This is a genomic window from Limosilactobacillus rudii, from assembly GCF_014145455.1.
Taxonomy (GTDB): Bacteria; Bacillota; Bacilli; order Lactobacillales; family Lactobacillaceae; genus Limosilactobacillus; species Limosilactobacillus rudii.
Genome location: NZ_JACIVB010000063.1, coordinates 122,917 through 143,204 on the forward strand (window position 1 = coordinate 122,917; position 20,288 = coordinate 143,204).

The 20,288-nt window shown below is 39.5% G+C and carries 22 protein-coding genes; 4 read left to right on the forward strand and 18 right to left on the reverse strand.

What is annotated here, in order from left to right; translation table 11 throughout:
• Nucleotides 1–73 precede the first annotated feature (73 nt).
• The 12 genes from rplK to H5S39_RS11250 form a co-directional block, all read right to left on the reverse strand.
• The gene (gene rplK / locus H5S39_RS11195; RefSeq protein ID WP_163705318.1) at nucleotides 74–499 is read right to left on the reverse strand and encodes a 50S ribosomal protein L11; all 426 of its coding nucleotides are present in this window, start codon (nucleotides 497–499) and stop codon (nucleotides 74–76) included.
• 133 nt (nucleotides 500–632) lie between these two features.
• Nucleotides 633–1,175, reverse strand: a complete 543-nt coding sequence (gene nusG / locus H5S39_RS11200) for a transcription termination/antitermination protein NusG (RefSeq protein ID WP_310735863.1) — start codon at nucleotides 1,173–1,175, stop codon at nucleotides 633–635.
• 118 nt (nucleotides 1,176–1,293) lie between these two features.
• On the reverse strand, nucleotides 1,294–1,470 hold the full coding sequence (gene secE, locus H5S39_RS11205) for a preprotein translocase subunit SecE (RefSeq protein WP_182597148.1): 177 nt from the start codon (nucleotides 1,468–1,470) through the stop codon (nucleotides 1,294–1,296).
• A gap of 11 nt (nucleotides 1,471–1,481) precedes the next feature.
• On the reverse strand, nucleotides 1,482–1,631 hold the full coding sequence (gene rpmG, locus H5S39_RS11210) for a 50S ribosomal protein L33 (protein ID WP_003666293.1): 150 nt from the start codon (nucleotides 1,629–1,631) through the stop codon (nucleotides 1,482–1,484).
• Between the two features lie 86 nt (nucleotides 1,632–1,717).
• Entirely contained in the window at nucleotides 1,718–3,919 is a 2,202-nt protein-coding gene (locus H5S39_RS11215) for a glycoside hydrolase family 3 C-terminal domain-containing protein (protein ID WP_182597149.1), read from the reverse strand.
• A gap of 81 nt (nucleotides 3,920–4,000) precedes the next feature.
• On the reverse strand, nucleotides 4,001–4,753 hold the full coding sequence (rlmB, locus tag H5S39_RS11220; protein ID WP_182597150.1) for a 23S rRNA (guanosine(2251)-2'-O)-methyltransferase RlmB: 753 nt from the start codon (nucleotides 4,751–4,753) through the stop codon (nucleotides 4,001–4,003).
• Entirely contained in the window at nucleotides 4,743–5,156 is a 414-nt protein-coding gene (locus H5S39_RS11225; protein ID WP_182597151.1) for a Mini-ribonuclease 3, read from the reverse strand. Before H5S39_RS11225 ends, rlmB begins: the two co-directional genes overlap by 11 nt.
• An 11-nt stretch (nucleotides 5,157–5,167) precedes the next feature.
• A complete protein-coding gene (gene cysS, locus H5S39_RS11230) occupies nucleotides 5,168–6,580 on the reverse strand; it encodes a cysteine--tRNA ligase (protein WP_182597152.1) in 1,413 nt (470 codons plus the stop codon).
• 508 nt (nucleotides 6,581–7,088) lie between these two features.
• On the reverse strand, nucleotides 7,089–8,138 hold the full coding sequence (locus H5S39_RS11235) for a hypothetical protein (RefSeq protein ID WP_182597153.1): 1,050 nt from the start codon (nucleotides 8,136–8,138) through the stop codon (nucleotides 7,089–7,091).
• 369 nt (nucleotides 8,139–8,507) lie between these two features.
• A complete protein-coding gene (locus H5S39_RS11240; protein ID WP_182597154.1) occupies nucleotides 8,508–9,656 on the reverse strand; it encodes a PIN/TRAM domain-containing protein in 1,149 nt (382 codons plus the stop codon).
• Between the two features lie 15 nt (nucleotides 9,657–9,671).
• Nucleotides 9,672–11,045, reverse strand: coding sequence for a DNA repair protein RadA (gene radA, locus H5S39_RS11245; RefSeq protein WP_182597155.1), 1,374 nt, complete (start codon nucleotides 11,043–11,045; stop codon nucleotides 9,672–9,674).
• A gap of 23 nt (nucleotides 11,046–11,068) precedes the next feature.
• On the reverse strand, nucleotides 11,069–11,605 hold the full coding sequence (locus tag H5S39_RS11250; protein ID WP_182597156.1) for a dCTP deaminase/dUTPase family protein: 537 nt from the start codon (nucleotides 11,603–11,605) through the stop codon (nucleotides 11,069–11,071).
• 138 nt (nucleotides 11,606–11,743) lie between these two features.
• Between H5S39_RS11250 and H5S39_RS11255 the strand changes: the two genes are divergently transcribed.
• The 4 genes from H5S39_RS11255 to H5S39_RS11270 all read left to right on the forward strand — a co-directional run bounded on the left by H5S39_RS11255 (nucleotide 11,744) and on the right by H5S39_RS11270 (nucleotide 14,748).
• Nucleotides 11,744–12,040 (forward strand): GNAT family N-acetyltransferase, encoded by a 297-nt coding sequence (locus H5S39_RS11255; RefSeq protein WP_182597157.1) that lies wholly within the window; start codon nucleotides 11,744–11,746, stop codon nucleotides 12,038–12,040.
• Nucleotides 12,041–12,052: 12 nt separating this feature from the next.
• Nucleotides 12,053–12,736, forward strand: a complete 684-nt coding sequence (rpiA, locus tag H5S39_RS11260; protein ID WP_182597158.1) for a ribose-5-phosphate isomerase RpiA — start codon at nucleotides 12,053–12,055, stop codon at nucleotides 12,734–12,736.
• A gap of 45 nt (nucleotides 12,737–12,781) precedes the next feature.
• A complete protein-coding gene (locus H5S39_RS11265) occupies nucleotides 12,782–14,122 on the forward strand; it encodes a C1 family peptidase (protein WP_182597159.1) in 1,341 nt (446 codons plus the stop codon).
• A 71-nt stretch (nucleotides 14,123–14,193) separates the two neighbouring features.
• Complete coding sequence (locus H5S39_RS11270; protein ID WP_220477130.1) at nucleotides 14,194–14,748, forward strand: hydrophobic protein; 555 nt, start codon at nucleotides 14,194–14,196, stop codon at nucleotides 14,746–14,748.
• 149 nt (nucleotides 14,749–14,897) lie between these two features.
• Here H5S39_RS11270 and H5S39_RS11275 read toward each other — a convergent pair whose 3' ends face one another.
• From H5S39_RS11275 to H5S39_RS11300, 6 genes are all read right to left on the reverse strand, one after another.
• A complete protein-coding gene (locus H5S39_RS11275; RefSeq protein WP_182597160.1) occupies nucleotides 14,898–15,683 on the reverse strand; it encodes an amino acid ABC transporter substrate-binding protein in 786 nt (261 codons plus the stop codon).
• Nucleotides 15,684–15,700: 17 nt separating this feature from the next.
• Nucleotides 15,701–16,447, reverse strand: a complete 747-nt coding sequence (locus H5S39_RS11280; protein WP_182597161.1) for an amino acid ABC transporter ATP-binding protein — start codon at nucleotides 16,445–16,447, stop codon at nucleotides 15,701–15,703.
• Nucleotides 16,448–16,455: 8 nt separating this feature from the next.
• The gene (locus H5S39_RS11285; protein ID WP_182597162.1) at nucleotides 16,456–17,154 is read right to left on the reverse strand and encodes an amino acid ABC transporter permease; all 699 of its coding nucleotides are present in this window, start codon (nucleotides 17,152–17,154) and stop codon (nucleotides 16,456–16,458) included.
• A 24-nt stretch (nucleotides 17,155–17,178) separates the two neighbouring features.
• Complete coding sequence (locus tag H5S39_RS11290; protein ID WP_182597163.1) at nucleotides 17,179–18,321, reverse strand: trans-sulfuration enzyme family protein; 1,143 nt, start codon at nucleotides 18,319–18,321, stop codon at nucleotides 17,179–17,181.
• Between the two features lie 269 nt (nucleotides 18,322–18,590).
• Entirely contained in the window at nucleotides 18,591–19,457 is an 867-nt protein-coding gene (locus H5S39_RS11295; RefSeq protein WP_182597164.1) for an alpha/beta hydrolase, read from the reverse strand.
• A complete protein-coding gene (locus H5S39_RS11300; RefSeq protein WP_182597165.1) occupies nucleotides 19,432–20,142 on the reverse strand; it encodes a 2,3-bisphosphoglycerate-dependent phosphoglycerate mutase in 711 nt (236 codons plus the stop codon). Before H5S39_RS11300 ends, H5S39_RS11295 begins: the two co-directional genes overlap by 26 nt.
• Nucleotides 20,143–20,288: the final 146 nt, after the last annotated feature.

A 20,288-nucleotide genomic window follows, 5' to 3' on the forward strand; every position in this document is an offset into this window, starting at 1 on the left:
AAATGTGGTCTAGCGGAGTTAATACCTCCCACGGGGATGCAACACTTTCATGATGCATCCGGACTGCTAGCAATTAGCCTTCAACAGTGAAGCCCATGCTACGAGCAGTACCTTCAATCATGCGCATAGCTGCTTCTACGTCAGCTGCGTTTAGATCTTGCATCTTAGTTTCAGCGATTTCCTTAACTTGATCCTTGGTTACTGAAGCAACCTTGTTTGTGTTAGGTTCACCGGAACCATGTTCAACACCAGCGGCCTTCTTTAGTAAGACAGCAGCAGGTGGCGTCTTAGTAATGAAGTCGAATGAACGGTCCTCATATACGGTAATAACAACTGGAATCAACATACCTTTTTGGTCTGCTGTCCGCGCGTTAAATTCCTTAGTGAAGCCCATAATGTTAATACCTGCTTGTCCAAGTGCAGGACCTACTGGTGGAGCTGGTGTAGCTGCACCGGCAGGAATTTGCAACTTGACAACGTTAGCTACTTTCTTTGCCACGAGACAAAACCTCCTTAGTCCGTGTTGTGGTCATGATGAGGCAGTAATTTTTACCTCTCCCACAGTATGTTAATAGCATACTATAGGAACATACCATATTTTTCAATTTTTTTCAATATTTTTTATAATTCAATTAAAATGTATCGATTTGGTCAAAGCCCAGCTCAGCCGCTGTCTCTCGTCCAAACATTTTAACCGTTGCTTTAATTTTTTGCTTTTCATGATCAACTTCAGTAACTTTGGCGGTCATGTTAGCAAAAGATCCGGCAATAACCTTAACTGTGTCGCCTTCCTTGACATCAATGTCACTAACAGTCGTTTCCGTATCCATTCGGTTCAAAATCCGATCAACTTCTTCTGGAAGCAATGGCGTTGGCTTTGATCCACCACCGTGAGATCCTAAGAAACCAGTTACTCCAGGGGTGTTACGGGCAATATACCAGGCCTGATCAGTCATTACCATTTCAACTAAAACATATCCAGGGAAGGTCTTTTCAACGGTTTCCTTTGCTTGCCCATCCTTAACCTGACGGACTTCTTCTTCAGGAACGACTACCCGGAAGATATAGTCTTGCATTCCCATTGATTGTGCCCGTGATTCTAGGTTGCTCTTTACCCGGTTTTCGTAACCAGAGTAAGTATGCAGCACATACCAACGTTTTTCATGTGATTCCACGATGAATCCTCCTATCATAAATTTAAATTGATTATTTTAGCAAAATAAAAAACCTCGTATAGCTACGAAGTTCCCTAAAATTTAGTATAGCAAACTAATTTCTATTTGACTACTAATGTTAAACAAAGAGTTTCATCATTAACTGAATTAACCAATCAAACAGAGCAAAGAATAGTACGAAAAACAGCGTCAATGTTACAACAATAGTCGTATCACGGCGATTTTCTTTGGCTGTTGGCCATACAACTAGCTTCATTTCGTGGTTAACACTCTTAATAAATCGAATTAAGTGCATAATATCCTCCACTATCTGCTCTCGCGGTGGATCGTATATTCACCACAATGCTTGCAGAACTTGCGTAATTCTAATCGTTCTTGTCGTTGAGGGTTGGCAGTGATCGTATAATTACGAGCGCCACACTTTGTACATTCCAATGCTACTTTTTTCTGGGACATACGCGTCACCTCCACACAGTACCTAGGTTAGCACGAATTAAGGTTTAAAAGCAACTAGGGGCATCTAATTTATTAAAATGCTCAGCCTAGTAATTAACATCACGTAAGAAACGAATTATTTGCTCATGTTTTATCCCCGTCATCGTCAGTGATCGAATTGGAATATTATTGAAAATTGCAGCTCCATCTGGTGTCGCTAATGATTGCTTAATCGTATCCAGCATTTTGGCGTTCTTTAGTGCATCCATAACTTTTGCCGACTTCATTGCCATTAGCTCTCCAACATAAGTATCACCAGTAATATGACCAACAGGATCAATACCAATCGTCAATTCAAAATCAGCAATTAATGATAATTCTCGAGAAGAATGCCCCACTGCAATTTGATATTTACCATTATCAGCTTCCCATCGCTTTTCAGTCGCATTATACCAGCTAAATGCCCGCCGCGGGAGTTCGAATGTTACTGCTTTTTCTTCCCCTGGCTGTAATTCAACTTTAATAAAGTCAACAAGCGTCCAGACCGGCACCTCTACTCGGCTAGCCCGATTGCCCAGATATAGCTGTGGAACATCCTTTCCGGTTCGGTCACCAGTATTTTGAATTTCAAAAGTAACATGGACACTATTGGAATCTTCTTTAAGCTTTAAATTATGATATTCAAAATCCGTATAGCTAAGTCCATGACCAAAAGGAAAACGAACAGGAATGTTATGTAAATCATAGTAACGGTAACCAACAAAAATACCTTCATAGTAATTTTCATTATCATGGTTTGCATCAAAGGTTCCATAAGTTGGGTTATCTTCTAGCCGTAATGGAAAACTTTCTGCCAGCTTACCCGACGGATTAACCTTCCCCATCAAAATATCCCAAGTAGCTTCACCTACCGCCTCACCTGCAAGGTAGGTTTCGACAATTGCTGGAACTTGGTCGGCCCATGGCATAGCAACAGCCGAACCATTCTCAAGGACAACAATGACATTGGGGTTAACCTTAAGGATTTCACTAAGTAATGCCGTCTGGTTAGCGGGAAGGTTAATTGTCTGCTTATCAAACCCTTCAGTTTCCATCTCTGCCGGAAATCCAGCAAAGAAAACGACCACATCTTTGTTCTTCGCTAGCGTGATTGCTTGTTCATAATCTTCTTCCTTCCCGGCCAGTGAATAACCAGCCGCATAATCACTGCCTGTTGGCGATGCTTCAAGCGGGGTGACAACCTTATGTGCATTTACATGTGAACTACCACCACCCTCATAACGAGGCTTTTTAGCTAATTCACCAATAACTGCTATTGATTGAGTACCATTTAGTGGTAATAAATTCTCTGCATTTTTAAGCAAGACAATCCCATCATCAGCCATTTGACGGGCAAATGCATGTTGTTCTGCCTTATCATATTTAACCCGTGGCTGATTTTGCCGACCGTATTTTTCTGCCATTTTCAATACCCGGAGAACTGAACGATTTAATGTTGATTCTTCAAGCATTCCACTATGAACGGCATTGATAATTTCCTTAGTAGAAACATCACCTTTACCAGGCATCTCAAGATCCAGTCCTGCCTTGATAGCAGCAATATGATCAGCAACTGCTCCCCAATCAGACATTACCAGCCCTTCAAAGCCCCATTCATTCCGTAAAATATCAGTTAACAAACGTTGGTTCTGCGAATTCAGGGTTCCGTTTAACCGATTATATGAACACATAATTGTTGCTGGGTGAGCCTCTTTAACAATTTGTTCAAATTGAGCAAGATAAACTTCACGTAACGTTCGTTCATCAATATTAGAAGATGATGTAAAGCGTTGATTTTCCCGATTATTAGCTGCAAAATGTTTAACGCTAACACCAACACCTTTACTCTGAACTCCTTTTACATATGCTGTTCCCATCCGCCCCGCAAGTAACGGTTCTTCAGAAAAATATTCAAAATTCCGGCCAGCAAGTGGGCTTCGTTTAATATTAACTCCTGGTCCCAGCAACACACCAATATGTTCAGCATTAGCCGCAATTCCAAGGTGCTCACCAAGCTTATAAAGCATCTGATCATCGAAGGAACAAGCAGTAAGTGCTGATGAAGGAAAACAAACCGCGTCCACCGCATCATTGATTCCAAGTGCATCCCCAGTATTTTCCTGTTTTCGTAAACCGGACGGACCATCAGTCATCATCATCGCATCTACGCCCGGAACCTTTGCAGTGAACCAAAAGTCCTTCCCTGATACTAAATCTGCTTTTTCCTGAAGCGTTAAATTCTCAACAAAATCTAAATTAATTTTTGTCATGGGTTGCTAATCCTTTCTAAATTAAAAGCGAGGAACTAAATAACAGTTTTAGACTGCTACAGTTCCTCCGTTCAACCGGTCTTACTTTGTTAATGGGTGACGTGAATTGAATCCTTGGTAAATCAACAGGCTAGCTGCAACACTTGCATTTAGGCTTTGCACATGGCCAACCATCGGAATCGTTAGCATCTCATCACAAGTCTTTTTTAATAACGCTGAAATTCCTTTCCCTTCATTACCAATCACCAGTGCAACTGCACCATGGGCATCCCATGTTCGATAATCTTTGCCCTTCATATCAGTTCCAAACAGCCAAACTCCACGTTCTTGAAGCTCCTTAGCAGTCTGAACTAAATTAGTCACCCGGGCAACCGGTACGTGTTCAATCGCGCCAGTTGACGTTTTTGCCACCACTGAAGTTAAGCCAACTGCTCGTCGCCGTGGAATAATAATCCCATGAACGCCAGCCGCATCAGCCGTTCGGATAATTGACCCTAAGTTGTGCGGATCTTCTAATTCATCCAAAATCAAAAAGAATGGATCTTCATCATGATTAGCTGCATTTTCAAACAGGTCATCAATTGTTGCATAATGGTATGCTGCAACTGCCAAGGCCACACCTTGGTGATTCTGATGGTCAGTCATTAAATCCAGTTTGTTCTTAGGGACATTTGAAACAACCAACCGCCGTTCCTTGGCTAATTTAATAATTTGTGAGATTGCATCGGCCTTTAACCCCGCTTGGATAAAAACTTTATTAATCTCTTGATCTGACTTTAATGCCATCACGGCTGGATGCCGACCAATAATAAAATCTGTACTTTCATTCTTCATGTGCTGTTCGCCCCGCTTCCACTTGTTTAATACACCATTGTGCCAATTCTTTCAATCGATCTTGTTTACCAGCTAGTTGAAGATAACCCATCACTGCTTCAAAGCCGGTTGAAATTCGATAAGTCATTACTGATGTATTTTTCGCATGCGTATGGCTATTAGCATTTCGACCGCGCTTAAAATACGACCATTCTTCCTCTGATAAGAGATCATCTGCTTTCATTAAGTCAATAAGTGCCGCCTGGGCTTTAGCTGAAACATAGTGAGTTGCAATATGCTGAAGTTTGGTTGGCTTACTAATCCCTTTTAATAGAAGATGCTGGCGAATATATACTTCATAAGCAGCATCCCCTAGATAAGCAAGGGCAATTCCATTAAGTTGACGATAATCTGTTTGTACCATAAAAGTCCTTTCTATTCTTTCTTATAGCGCGTACCTTGCGGCGTATCTTCTAAAATTATGCCCTGCTGCTTAAGATTATCCCTAATCTCATCACTACGAGCAAAATCTTTGTTCTTACGAGCTTCATTACGTTCATTAATTAATTGCCGAATCTGCTCGTCATCAATTTGATTGTTACTTGCAACAAGCTTTACGCCAAAGATACTCATAAGTTTTACTATTTCTTGTTTAAGGGTTTGCAAAGCGGTCAAACTAACTTTATCGCGTTGCGCGTAAATGTTGGCATACTTCACTAACTCATAAACAATTGTAATTCCATTTTGAACATTAATATCATCATCCATTGCTTGAATAAATTGATCATGAAAGGCGGCTACCTTTGCTTGCACTTCCTGGTCCTCTTTATTTTCTGCATCTTGTTCTCGATAAGTTAAATTATCAATAGCAGTCTGGATATGATCTAAGTTATTTTGAGCATCAGTTAAGTTTGCTTGGCTATATTGAATAGGACGCCGGTACTGCGTAGTAGCCATAAAGAAGCGAAGGACTTGGGGATCAACTTCTTTAATAAGGTCATGAACCGTAACAAAATTATGTAGCGACTTACTCATTTTTTCATTATCTTTGCCAATTGTTACAAAGCCATTGTGCATCCAGTAGCGAACAAATTTTTTACCTGTCTCTGCTTCACTTTGTGCAATTTCATTTTCATGATGCGGAAACTCTAAGTCTTGTCCCCCCGCATGGATATCAATTGTCTCACCCAGATACTTAGTTGCCATCACCGAGCATTCAATATGCCAGCCTGGACGTCCTTGTCCCCATGGTGAATTCCAACTGATTTCGCCAGGCTTTGCAGCTTTCCAAAGAGCAAAGTCCATTGGATCTTCTTTTTTATTTACTTCGTCAGCACTCACATGCTCACTAGCACCGACTTCAAGATCATCAATTGACTGACCGGAAAGCTGACCGTAGTCTTTAAACTTGCGTGCTCGGTAATAGACATCACCATCCACAGCATAAGCATATCCTTTTTTAACTAATCCCTGAACAAATTTAATGATATCAGTAATATTTTCAGTGGCGCGGGGATGTAAGGTTGCCGGCTCAATATTAATGGCTGTCGTATCCGCCATAAAAGCCTTGATATACTTTTCAGCGAGCTGGGGAACCGTAATTCCTTGTTCAGCAGCAGCTTTAATCATCTTATCATCAACATCTGTAAAGTTTGAAACGTAATTAACCTTGTATCCTTTAAATTCAAGATAACGCCGCACTGTATCAAAAGCAATCGCGCTTCGAGCATTACCAATATGAATATAATTATAAACTGTTGGTCCACAGACATACATGTTAACAATGCCAGGGTGCAATGGCTTAAACTCTTCTTTTTTTCTTGTTAACGTATTATATATTGTTAGCATGTCTATCCGCTCCTTAAATTACTTAATTGAATCAAAAATTAAAACTAAATTGTACAGTTAATCTTACCACATTCCGTATTAGAATAGCATTTACGATAACATTTATTTACGTTCAAGAATTCTTTTACATTTTAGTCATACTTTCTTCACATTCTATTGCTAATATAAGTAGTGTAGTAAAGAAGAACTTTACTACATCAATGAAACCTATTATTTTTCAATTACTCCTCCCAATAGTAACCGAAAAAAATATTTTCTTTTACGAAATCTCCCCCAAGATTATCGTAATACTCCCTGAGAAGCAGCTTTTCCCAAGTTGCTTCTTTTTTAATATATAAATAAATCGACTTGCGTTGCGGCATTAGCCTTGAGTTTCTCGGTTAATTCCCACTACAGAAATTACTGGTAATAAGTAAGAGGTTGAGAAAAAACACATGCTTTTTCTCAACCTCTTTATCTTTTTAAAGAAACTACATTATCCGCAGTTCCCGTCATATTCTTTTAATCTTTAAGCAAAAACAGTATTAGTCATCCTATTTGCATCTGCACGTAAGTAGCTAACCATTGTCTGACGTTGAATGGCAAGACGTTCTTGGCGGTTTGCTAAGAACCGTTGTTGTGAAATGACAAAGTTAATTTGCCATTGTGGCTTATGTTGTAATTCCATTTGCTTTTGCTTTAATGCTAACGCTTGTTGCCGATTTGCCAACCGCATTTGGCGAGCAGTCATGTTTTGATAACGTTGGTAAGCCAATGGATGACGAGTAATTAAGTTAATCGTATCCTTGATAAAGGTAATCCCTTGACCAATCTTAGCAGTTATTGTTGGTGCCGTTAAAATGTTAACAAAATCGGTTGCTAACTTAAGACCAGCCTGAGCATTTGCCTCTCGTTGGGCTTGTGAATATGGTTGAACGTCATAATTAGTCATTGGCACTGCTGCAACTACTACTTCTTCGGCAGCACTTGAAGCTTGGGCTTGGCTACTTTGGCTTGCTGCTGAATTAGCAGTTTGAGCAGTTGAAGCACTGTTGACCGCACTACTTTCACTAGCGGCAGCTGATGTTGATGTTGGCGTTACCTGCTTTAATGAAGCATTAACTGCTGCTTCATAATTGTCAGCCACGGTAGCTGCCTGCTGCTTTTCACTTTTAGCACTCGTCAAATCATTTTGATTGCTTACTTCACTTACAGCAGCACTAGCACTGTTTACTGCTGAGTCAGCATTAACTGTTGCTACTGAATTGGCAGTCGTAGTTGTATCTTTTACAGCACTTGCACTAGCAGCTGAACTTGCTGCTGACGTTTCAGTAGCTGGAGTGGTCTTTAAAACTTGCTCACTACTATTAGTTATCGATTGATTAGTAGTTGTTGCAGAAATATGTTCAGCATCCCCTGTAGGTTGGGTAGCTGTATCAGCATGAACGGTTGTTGCACCAGCAAAGGCAAAGCCTAATAAAATAGATGAAACTCCAACAGTAAGCTTCTTTACTGTTTGACGTTGATCATTTGCGGTGGCAGCAGTAATTTGACTGCTTTGATTATTTGAAGATCCCAATTTTTACTCCTCCTAAATTAATTTAAAAATCAGTCTTATAAAGTTCTTAAATAAGTTCTTCCAACACTTCAAATAATACAATCTTTATTTTCGCTTTTCAATTTATAAACATGTCAATATTTTAGTTTCCCTTTAGTACCAACGATTCCTAGCATCAAATTCATTTTTTATAAATGATAGTTTTATCATATATCATAAATAATCCATCAAAAATAAGTACCGTTTGATTAGCGAAATACGAAATTTTATAAATAAAAAGACATTAAAATCAGTCTTGTTCATTAGATTGTTAACTATACTAAAAAGAAAGGAGCGACCAAAATTTCGTCAAAATTGGTCACTCTTTTTTCTTTATTGTTATTTCATATATTATTTTTTGTTATCTTTGGTTTTATCCTTATGTGCCGTATGTTCATCAATCCCTCTTTGGGAATGAAGTGGGCGGGCAAAAATCATCCGACCAGCATCCGTTTGTAACGCACTTGTTACTTCAACTTCAACCTGTTTATCCATAAAGTAACGCCCATCTTCAACAACAACCATCGTTCCATCATCAAGATAGGCAACCCCTTGCTGACGCTCGGTCCCCTTTTTCACAACTACTACGGTCATTGTTTCACCTGGAATTACCCGTGGACGAAGCGATTTAGCTAGGTTGTTTATATTTAATACTTGAACATTTTGAAACTGAATGACCTTATTTAAGTTATAGTCATTCGTCACAATAACACCGTCAACCTTCTTAGCAAGCGCAATTAGCTTACTATCGACCTCCGGAATATCTTCAAAATCACCATCATACATCTCAATCGGAACAATATTTTCATTTCGGAGTTTATTTAGAATATCTAATCCTCGGCGTCCCCGAACCCGCTTAATACTTTCGCCCGAATCTGCAATATATTGCAATTCGTATAGTACAAAGTTGGGAACTAGTAAGGTTCCTTCAAGAAAACCGGTTTTTACCAAATCATAAATTCGGCCATCAATCAAGATGTTTGTATCTAAGATTTTGTAATGGTGATAATTAGCATCTTGCCGTTTAATTACATTCTTTCCGTCATTTTTATTACTAGTTTTAACATGAGAAAATGCTTTTCGCCAGTCATCCAGCCGGGTCGTTCCGATTCGAAAACCAAAGTAACTAAAAATAATCATTAATAATACCGGTAAGATGTTATTAATTACTGGAATATTAGTTCGCCATAAGGGAATTGAAATCAGAACCGCTAATACTAAGCCGATAATCGTTAGCAATGTTCCGAAGAAGAGGTAAACCGGGCTTCGCTTAGTTAGTTCTTTTTCAACTCGTTGAATCATCTTTTCCGTTACGCCAACCAGTGGGAGAGATAAAATCCAGAATATAATTGCACCAATAATAATATCTAAGAAAACCAGTAATGCTGGATTAAATTTGATATTTATGACACCCCATAATAATGGTAAGTAGTAAAAGCCCACTGCCGCGCCAACCAGAATATAGATGATAATAATCATTCTACGCCGCATTTGCTTCATCCTTTCTGTTTAATTTTAACCCAGTGCTAGATACAACGCTTCCTTAAGTGTTGAAACACCAACAACTTGAATCCCTGTTGATGGCGTCCATCCCTTAAGATTATTTTTGGGAATAAAGATCCGCTTAAAGCCTAATTTTTCCGCTTCAGCAACACGTTGTTCAATACGATTAACCCGGCGAATTTCCCCAGTTAACCCTACTTCACCTACAAAAGCATCTGTCGGCTGGGTTCCCTTATCACGATAGCTGGATGCAATGCTAACCGCAATTGCTAGGTCGATTGCTGGCTCATCTAGTTTTACACCACCGGCTGCTTTTAAATAAGCATCTTGATTTTGAAGCATTAAATTTGCTCGCTTCTCTAACACTGCCATTATTAATGATACTCGGTTTCTGCTCAAACCGGTAGCGGTACGTTGGGCGTTTCCATAAACAGTTGGTGTTACCAACGCTTGAATTTCAACTAAAATGGGCCGAGTTCCTTCGAGCGATACCACCACCGAGGAACCAGTTGCATCCTTTAATCGTTCTTCTAAGAATATTTCTGACGGATTCTTTACCTCTGATAGTCCGTTCGTATGCATTTCAAAAATTCCCAGTTCATTAGTCGAACCGAAACGATTTTTAACTGACCGTAAAATCCGGTAAGTATGGTGAAGGTCGCCTTCAAAATAGAGCACTGTATCGACCATATGCTCAAGGATTTTGGGACCAGCTAATGCCCCGCCCTTAGTCACATGACCAACGACAAAAATAGTAATATTGTTGCTCTTTGCAATCTGCATCAACTGTGCCGTAACTTCACGAATTTGCGAAACACTACCGATTGCTGAACTAACATCTGTTGCCTGCATCGTTTGGACAGAATCAATCACAACATATTCCGGCTTTAATTCCCTAATTGTGTCCCGGATACTATCCATGTTTGTTTCCGGGTAAACATAGAAATCATCCCCCGCAACTTTTAATCGTTCTGCCCGCATCTTAATCTGCGAACCGCTTTCTTCACCAGAAACATAAAGAACGCGGTGGTGTTCATCACTCAACTGACCCGAAACTTGCAGTAGGAGAGTGGATTTACCAATTCCTGGATCACCACCAATTAAAATAAGCGATCCGGGAACAATCCCTCCACCAAGCACCCGGTTTAATTCATTTAATTTAGTCTTTACCCGTGGTGTTTGCTTACTATCAATCTCATTTATCTTCTGCGGTTTAGCAACTAATCCCGTCAAGGTTGTCGTTGCTTTTTTTGTCGCATTATTGCCTGCCTCTACCTGTTCTTCTACTAGTGTATTCCATTCACCACAGTTTGGACACCGCCCTAAGTACCGTGGTGAATTATATCCACAGTTTTGACAAACATATTGTGTCCGTATTTTTGCCATTGTTCAATTCCCTTCTATGTGTTTTATTCTTTTGTCGAGCCAAAGCCCCCGGTACGCTTAGCCGTTGGTTGCTGTTCGCCATCAGCAATTAAGTACGGCATGAATATTCCTTGACCGATTCGCTCACCCTTCTTTATGTGATAGTCACGAAGACCATAATTAATTAATTGAAAAAAGATCTCTCCTTCATTACTATCGTTGTCATAGTAGTCTGCATCAACAATTCCAATCCCATTTGGCAATATCAGGCGCCGTTTAAAAGGCCCGCTCGACCGATTAGCAAGAAGTAAAAATTCATCTGCCTGCATGTAAGCCTTAATTCCCGTTGGAACTAGATAAGGCTTTAAGCATTTATCAGCAGTCTTAAACTCTTCATCTGTCAATTTTTCGTGATGATGAAGCCGCCATAACACCTTCAAAAAATTCCCCTTCCAAATTGAGGGAAGAACAAAATCTTCTGATGCTTCAAAATCATAGCCAGCCGCACTTGTCGTTTGCCGTTGGGGTAAATGTATATCTTGACCTACTTTACTTGAAACAATTTTAAATCCGCGCTTCATCAGGTTCACCTCATAGTATTTTATTCTTAATAATTTCAGTATACTATTATATGCTAGTTAATAAGTTATTGGTATTGCTTTAACTACTTGACTTTTAAAAGCAGTTTACCGAAAATTATTATGAATGGATGTGTTTACATGCAATATCGTGTTGATGGTCAACGCATCGTTGCGTTTGATGACCAGGAGCCTTTTGTTGGTGAGATTAGTTTTCCCAAAGTCCCTGACATGGATGACCGGGTAGTTATTGAACGGGTCTTTGTCCAGCCAGCCTATCGCGGACAAGGAATTGCCGCTGAATTAGTACGGCGCTTTGTAACGTATGCGACTGAAAAGCACTATACAGTAAAATTGATGTGTCCTTATGCAGTTGCCCAGTTTAAACTACATCCAGAATACCAACAATTGCTGCTAGCCACTGATCGTTTTAATTAGGAGGAATACAATATGGATCAAAATGCACTAAAAGAACAGACTGGAAAAGAATCAGTAAAGTATATTAAATCTGGAATGATTGTCGGCCTTGGTACTGGTTCAACCGTTAAATACATGGTCGATGAACTCGGCAAACAAGTTCAAGAAGGTAAGATCAAAGATATTATCGGGGTTACTACTTCTAGCCGTACCGCTAAGCAAGCTACTGACCTGGGAATCACGATCAAAGATATTGATGACGTTGACCATATTGATTTAACAATTGATGGGGCTGACGAAATTAGTGACGACTTCCAAGGCATTAAAGGTGGCGGTGGCGCCCTTTTATGGGAAAAGATTGTTGCTAATGCTTCTAACAAGGTAATGTGGATCGTTGATGAAAGCAAGCTAGTTCATAAGCTTGGTGCTTTCCCATTGCCAGTGGAAGTGATTCCTTTTGGTGCACAACACGTCTTTAACCGTCTGGAAAAGAAGGGTTATAAGCCAACATGGCGAATGGATGGCGATCAAAAGTACCGGACTGATGAAAATAATTACATTATTGATCTCCACCTTGGGGAAATCGATGATCCAAAAGCATTGGCAGACGAGTTGATTCACATGGTAGGAATTGTTGAAACTGGTTTATTCCTAAATCGAGTTAATGATGTAATTGTCGGTACACAAAACGGCCCTAAGGTACTACACGCTCGTTAATTTCTAATTAACTCACCAGTTAAATATAAAAAGGAGATTTTTTAAATGAGCTTTTCAATTAATCAAGAAGATATTGCTAATTTCCATAAAGACTATCGCAATCACCCTAATAGCAAGGTTTTAGAAAATACTGTCACTAAAAATGGTGTACGCAATGCTAGTTTTAATTGGCATTCAATTGCTGACAATACTCCCCACTTTTCAATTGATCTAAAGACTGGCGACGTTTCCGATCAAAAGCAATCAGGCCGCTGCTGGATGTTCGCGGCCCTTAACACCATGCGTCATGATATGCAAAAAAAGTTCAACCTTCCTGACAACTTTGAGCTTTCCCAAGCTTATCAATTTTTCTGGGATAAATTTGAAAAGTCTAACTACTTCTATCAAAACGTTATTAAAACTGCTAAAAAGGCAACTGATAGTCGAAAGGTTTCGTGGTTGATGAATGAACCGCAAAATGATGGCGGACAATGGGATATGCTCTGTGCTCTTATCAGTAAATACGGGGTAATGCCAAAGTCTGCCATGCCAGAATCATTTAATTCATCAAACTCTAGGGGAATCGACGAAGTTCTAAACAACAAGCTTCGTCATGACGCGGTTATCCTACGAAAGATGATTAAAGAAGACCATGCTAATGAAGAAGCAATTAATGATCAGCGCCGAAAAATGTTAAATGAAAATTACCGCATTTTAGCATATACATTCGGTGAACCAGTTAGTCATTTTGACTTTGAATACCAGACAAAAAAGGATAATGAATTTCATCGTGACGCAAACCTCACACCCCAAAAATTCTTTGAAAAGTATGTCGGCTGGAATCTCGATGACTACATTTCAATTATCCAAGCCCCAACTGCTGACAAGAAATACCACCAAACATATACAATCGATATGCTCGGAAATGTTGTCGGCGGTCGGGCAATTAAACACTTGAATCTCCCAATGGATGAATTCAAGCAATTAGCCATTGAACAACTTAAAAACGGCGAAAGCGTTTGGTTTGGCTCTGACGTTATCAAGTATTCTGAAACAAAGCTTGGCATCATGGCCCTAAATACTTACGACTATGATAAACTTTTTGACATCGACCTCGAAATGACAAAAGCCGAAGCACTTGACTATGGCGAAAGTATGATGGATCATGCGATGGTCATTACTGGAGTTGACCTTGTAGACGGTAAGCCAACTAAGTGGAAAGTTGAAAATTCTTGGGGTAATAAAGTTGGTCACAAAGGCTACTTTGTAATGAGCGATGCTTGGATGGATAAATACTGTTACCAAGTCGTTATTAACAGAAAATATCTCAGCAATGACTTAAAACGTGACTATGCTAAGAGTCCAGTAGTTCTTAAGCCATGGGATCCAATGGGAACATTAGCCTAACAATTTAACACTTATTGATAAAAAGTTGTGACAGTTTGATAATCGTTACAGCTTTTTTATTTAGAAAGGACATGATTGATTTGGGAATATGCCTGCTACTTTTCCTTCTTGTCTATAAATTTATCCGCGGAACTTTTGAATATGAAAAAATAACGCGTTTCGACATGGTCCTCATCCCTGCCTATTCAACACTAATGATGGTAATCACTTTAAATAATGAATATTCATTATCAAAAATACTAACCGCAGTCTTTCTGTTAATCCTTGGTATTTGTATTGGTCTGTTTCAAGCAAGTAAAATCAAAATACAAACAACCGGACAAATCGACAAATATCACCGACCGATCGTTAAAGTTAAACGCGGGTGGTCATACCTTATCGGTTGGTTATTAGTCTTTATCATTATAATTATTATTGACTTACACTACGAACCAACGCTCAAGACTGACGGCATTATTCATGAATTACTTAATGAAATATTAAAGGACATCTCGATAGTAGCCTTTTTCAATATCAAAAACGAGTGGTTCGTTTGGGTATTAAATGTTGCTACCAGCCTTACCTACGACATGTACTTGATAATTCATTATCGTCCCATCCGGCAGGCTATTCGCAAACGTCATTAAGACTAACCGTGCTTAGTAATTACATAAATAACCTAGCCATGGTTAAAACAATCGCATAATTTAAAATAAAGAATGAGGTTTCAACAACACAATTAGTGTAAATATAACCTCATTCTTTTTATTCAGCGCTTAATATTGTTAACTTACCCTTATTCTGTAATGTCAGCACCAAAGTATTTTTCAGACAATTTCTTAATAGTACCGTCTTTTTGTAATTCCTTTATTGCCTTATTATAGCTAGATTGAATTGCCGGATCTTTTTTATTGAAAAGGGCTGAAATCTTCGCTGGCTTCTGTTCACTAGAAACATCAATCATTTTTAGTCCCTTAGTATTATTCTTTTTACGGTATGAATACCATGCTTCGCGAGAATTAATTTCTGCCTCAGCACGTCCTTGCTTAATCATGCCCACAGCACTGGCAAAATCACCATTAGGAACAAGTTTTGCGCCATATTTTTTAGCAATATCCGCATTGTTAGTTCCTGTTCCCGCAACGACTTTTTTACCCTTAATATCATTTAAGTTCTTAATTTTACTATTAGCAGGAACGATTAATGCGAAGCGCGATTTAATATATGGTGTGGAAAAATTATACTGCTTAGCTCGTTCTGGGGTTTGTGTAATATTATTCATGACTACATCATACTTGCCAGAACCAAGACCAGCAATTAAAGAATCCCATTTAGTTGGAACAAACTTAGCTTTTAAGCCCATCTTCTTAGCGACGGCCTTCCCAAGTTCAACTTCAAAACCAGTTAATTTATTATTTTGGCGATATGAGTATGGTGAGTATGTTCCTTCAAGCCCAATTGTTAATTCACCCTTATTCTTTAGTTCAGAGTTCACTGAGGCCGCATGAATACTGCTAATTCCTGCCGATGTACCAACTGTTAACGCTGCTATGGTCAATAATGCTTTCTTCCAAAACTTCATTTTAATCTCTCCTTATTTTATAAATCTTCCATTGTCATTGATGAAATAAAATTCTTAATTCGCTGATTGGGGTTATTTACCGCAAAAAATTCTTCTGGTGTGCCATCATATAAAATTTCACCATTTTCCACGAAAATTATTCGGTCAGCAACTCGTTTGGCAAATATCATATTATGGGTAACAATCACCATTGATTGTCGTTCAGCGGCCAGCTGCGAAAGGACTTTTAACACACTTAGCTCTAATTCTGGATCAAGTGCCGAGGTTGGTTCATCAAGTAAAATATACTTTGGGTTCATCGCTAATGCACGTGCAATCGCTACCCGCTGTGCCTGACCACCAGATAACTCATGAGGATATGCATCGCCATAATTTGCTAATCCTACTTTTACAAGTAATTTTTGTGCATTCCTAATTGCTGCTTGTTTAGGTTGTTTTAGCACCTGGATTGGTCCCTCAGTGATATTTTGCAAAACAGTTTTGTTTGGAAAAAGGTTATAATCTTGAAATACCATTCCCGTTTCGCGCCGAATTGCCAATTTGGTTTTATTACTTACCTTGTGACTAAAATCCAGATGATGTTTCCCAAAGTCGTATTGCCCGCTTTCTGGTATTACCAATAAATTAAGCGATCGGAGGATTGTTGATTTTCCTGATCCAGATGGGCCAACCATTACTGTCGTTTGCCCCGCAGGAAAATCCAATGTGGTATTTTTCAAGACATGTTTATTACCAAAATACTTATTAATATTTGTTAATTTCATTTTTTCACCTACCGTTTTACACTTACATGCTGATTAACTACTCTTTCCAAATAGGTTTGAAGATAAGATAGGACGGTTGTAAAAGCTGCATAAACCATTGCTACTAAACTATACATTAGTAATGGCTGGTAATTTTCAGCCGCAATTTGCTGGCTTACCGCAAACATTTCCATGATCGTAATTGAAGCAGCTAGCGATGTATCTTTCACTAAACTAATAAAACTATTTGATAATGGCGGTAACGCAACACGTAATGCTTGCGGCAAAATTACTCGGCGCAGAATTTGCCAGCGCGTCATGCCAATCGCCGCTCCTGCTTCCCATTGTCCAACCGGCACCGCACTAATCGCCGCTCGAATCGTTTCTGAAGCATAGGCACCGGTATTTAAGGAAAAAGTAATAATGCCGGCCGTAAACGGTTCTAATTTTATCCCGTGCGGTAAAATACCCTTAATCCGTAAATACGGCAAGCCAAAGAAAACGATAAATAATTGGACTAGTAATGGTGTCGAGCGAAAGAGCCAAACATAGAAACCAGCTATCCACTTGAGAATCATAAATGCCCCTTGCTGCCGAGATAACCGTATTAAAGCAGTCACTAAGGCAATTACAAGGCCAAAGAAGAACGAAATTATCGCCAGCGGAATCGTATACTTAAATCCTGCTGCTAATAGTTGCGGTAATGATGTCTTGATTATTTCCCACATAAGCTAAGTTTTCCTTTCCATTGACTAATCAAGGTTATTAAGCGCTTGTTTTAAGTCATCAATAATATCTTCAGGATCCTCAATTCCCACAGACAGGCGAATTAATTCATCCTTAATCCCGTTTTCTAATCTTATTTCCCGGGGAATAGAACCATGTGTCATTACTGCTGGCACTTCAATTAAACTTTCAATTCCTCCGAGGCTCTCTGCTAGGTCAATTAGCCGCAAACTTTCAACAAACTTTTTAGCACTAAGCCCTGCCTGCAATTCAAAGCTAATCATTGCGCCAAAGTTACGCATTTGTTTCGCAGCTACGTCATGTCCTGTAAAGTTGCTTAGGCCAGGGTAATAAATCTTGTCAATATGTGGATCCGCCTGTAAAAACTCAATAACTGCATCTGCGTTTTCTTGATGAACCCGCATCCGTGCTCCCAAAGTCTTCATTCCCCGTTGTAACAACCAGCTATCATCAGGTCCAAGGGTGCTGCCAATTGAATTCTGCAGGAAAGCTAATTGTTCAGCAATTTGTTCATCATTAGTAACAGCTAGCCCTGCCACAACATCACTATGTCCACCAAGATACTTAGTAGCAGAGTGAACAACAATATCTGCACCAAGTGTTAATGGTTGCTGGTTATAAGGAGTTGCAAAGGTGTTATCAACGATTGTTTTTATTCCATGACGTTTTGCAATGGTAGTTACCGCATGAATATCCGCAATCTGAAGAAGCGGGTTGGTTGGTGTTTCAAAGTAAATTGCAACTGTATTATCCTGAATTGCGTTCTCAACTGCTGCTAAATCACGCATATCAACAACTGTAAACTCAAGACCAAAGCGCTTCAAAACCTTATTAATTAGCCGAAAAGTCCCGCCATATACATCACTCCCGACTACAAAATGATCTCCTTGTGAAAAGAGAGAAAAGACAGCATGAATAGCTGCAGAGCCGGATGCAAATGCAAAGCCCGCCGTTCCATGTTCCAACTCCGCAATCAGTTTTTCCAGCGAGGCCCGTGTTGGGTTACCTGTTCGCGAATATTCCCACTTTGGTTCGCCGCCAAGAACGTGTTGGTGAAATGTCGACGACCGATAAATAGGGGTTGATACTGCACCAGTCGCTGGATCTTCACTATTGCCACCATGAATTAACTGCGTATTGAATTTCATAACACTTATCTCCTTTTAATAAACTCAAAAATTGTATACAAAAAGGCGCAAATTCAAGAATTAATCACTTGAATTTGCGCCTTATGCATTTATTCCCGATATGTTAGCAGTTACTCAACTAAAAGTAAGCACGCCAAAACGTGGGTCGCATAAGACGCGATCCACAACAACAAGCAGCTGCATTTACAAGTTGATTGTTAAACATGGCGTGTTCCTCCTAACTTAGTATGTCAATATATTAACTTATCAAAAATAAGTTGTCAACACCTTTATTTAAATTGGTCATCTAAAAACTTTTGGACTGTGTTATAAATTGTCGGGCTCCAGAAGTCACGCTCATGGTTGGCACCTTTAACGCGATAGGCTTCTACTTTATTGCCATTATCTTTTAGCCGCATATACATTCGCTCCATTTGTTCATAAGGAACAACCTTGTCGGCATCACCATGGAACAATAGAAATGGCGGATAGTTTTGTCCATTTTTCACTTGGTATAACGGGCTCATTTGTTTGGCAATTTCCGTCCACTTAGATGCATCTGATCCTAATAAGCAATATTGTAATAATTTATTTCCCGGGACATTCGCATCGTATTCAAAAGTATCCGCAACATCCATTGGCGCAAAACAACTTACAACGGCATCAACCGCATCAGATTGATCTTGATATAGGTCAACCTTATAACGTGGATCATTTCCTGTTAACCCAACAAGCATTGCAGCATTGGCGCCTGATGAAGTACCCCAAATTGCTACTTGGTGTGGATCAATTGCGTATTTCTTTGCATTAGCCCGCAAAAATCTAATTGCGGTTTTAACATCCTGGAGAAATGCCGGGAATGGGTGCCCGTCAATCGAGCTTCGGTGTTGTACCGTCGCAACAATATATCCTACGTGAACAAACTGAACTAATTGGGGAATTTCTTCACCCAATGTTGGCGTCCGCCAGGAACTCCCCTGAACAAAAACAATTAGCGGACGCGCTTTGGTTTGATATTGCTTCGGAAAGCGTTGTGTCCATGGAGCAAGAATTGACATATGCAATGCCTCACCAGACATTGCGGCATAAGTAACATTTTCAATTAACCGTACTTGTCCACTGAGTGTTGGATTATTTGCTAGTTCGTGTATTGTCATCAGTTTCACCATCCATTGTTATAAAAGTTTTTTTAATGACGTTAAGGTGGTCATCAAAACGATATAAAATTGGCTTTCCATTCGGCACTTCTACCTTATCAATCTGGTCATCCGGTATTCTGTCCAGATATTTAATCAGTGCCCGCAAGGAACTACCATGTGCTACAATTAGCTGATTATGCCCGTCAAGAAGGCGTGGCGCAATATGATCGTCCCAGTATGGAAGTAGTCGTTGAAGGGTCATTTCAAGACTTTCACTAAGGGGAATCTTAACACCTAAACGGTCATATCGGCGGTCATGTTGCCGAACTTTCAATTGTGGTGGCAAGTCTTTAAACCCCCGCCGCCATTTATGAAGCTGTTCTGCACCAATTTCTTGTTTTACTTTGTCTTTATTGCGCCCGCTTAAGGCACCGTAATGTCGTTCGTTTAACCGCCACGTCTTATGCACTGGGATATATAGCTGGTTAATCTTAGCTAAAATAATATCAGTAGTTACAATAGCTCGTTGCATATACGACGTATGAGCATCGCTAAATTGAATTCCTAGCTTCTGCAGTTCTAAACCGACCATTTCACCCTGTTCGATTCCCTTAGGAGTCAATGGAACATCTGTCCAACCAGTAAATATGTTATCGCGGTTTGCTTGGCTTTGTCCATGACGAACAATCACTAATTCTGCCATTCTTTCACTCCCCTTTGCCACTATTTATAATAGCGCATTTTAGTCGTTCTTAACAATCAAGTAGTCAATAATCATTTCAATTGAATTTTCGCAAAATCTATTTCTGCCGTATAATTACTAAGGTAAGTATTCGAGGAAAGGAAATA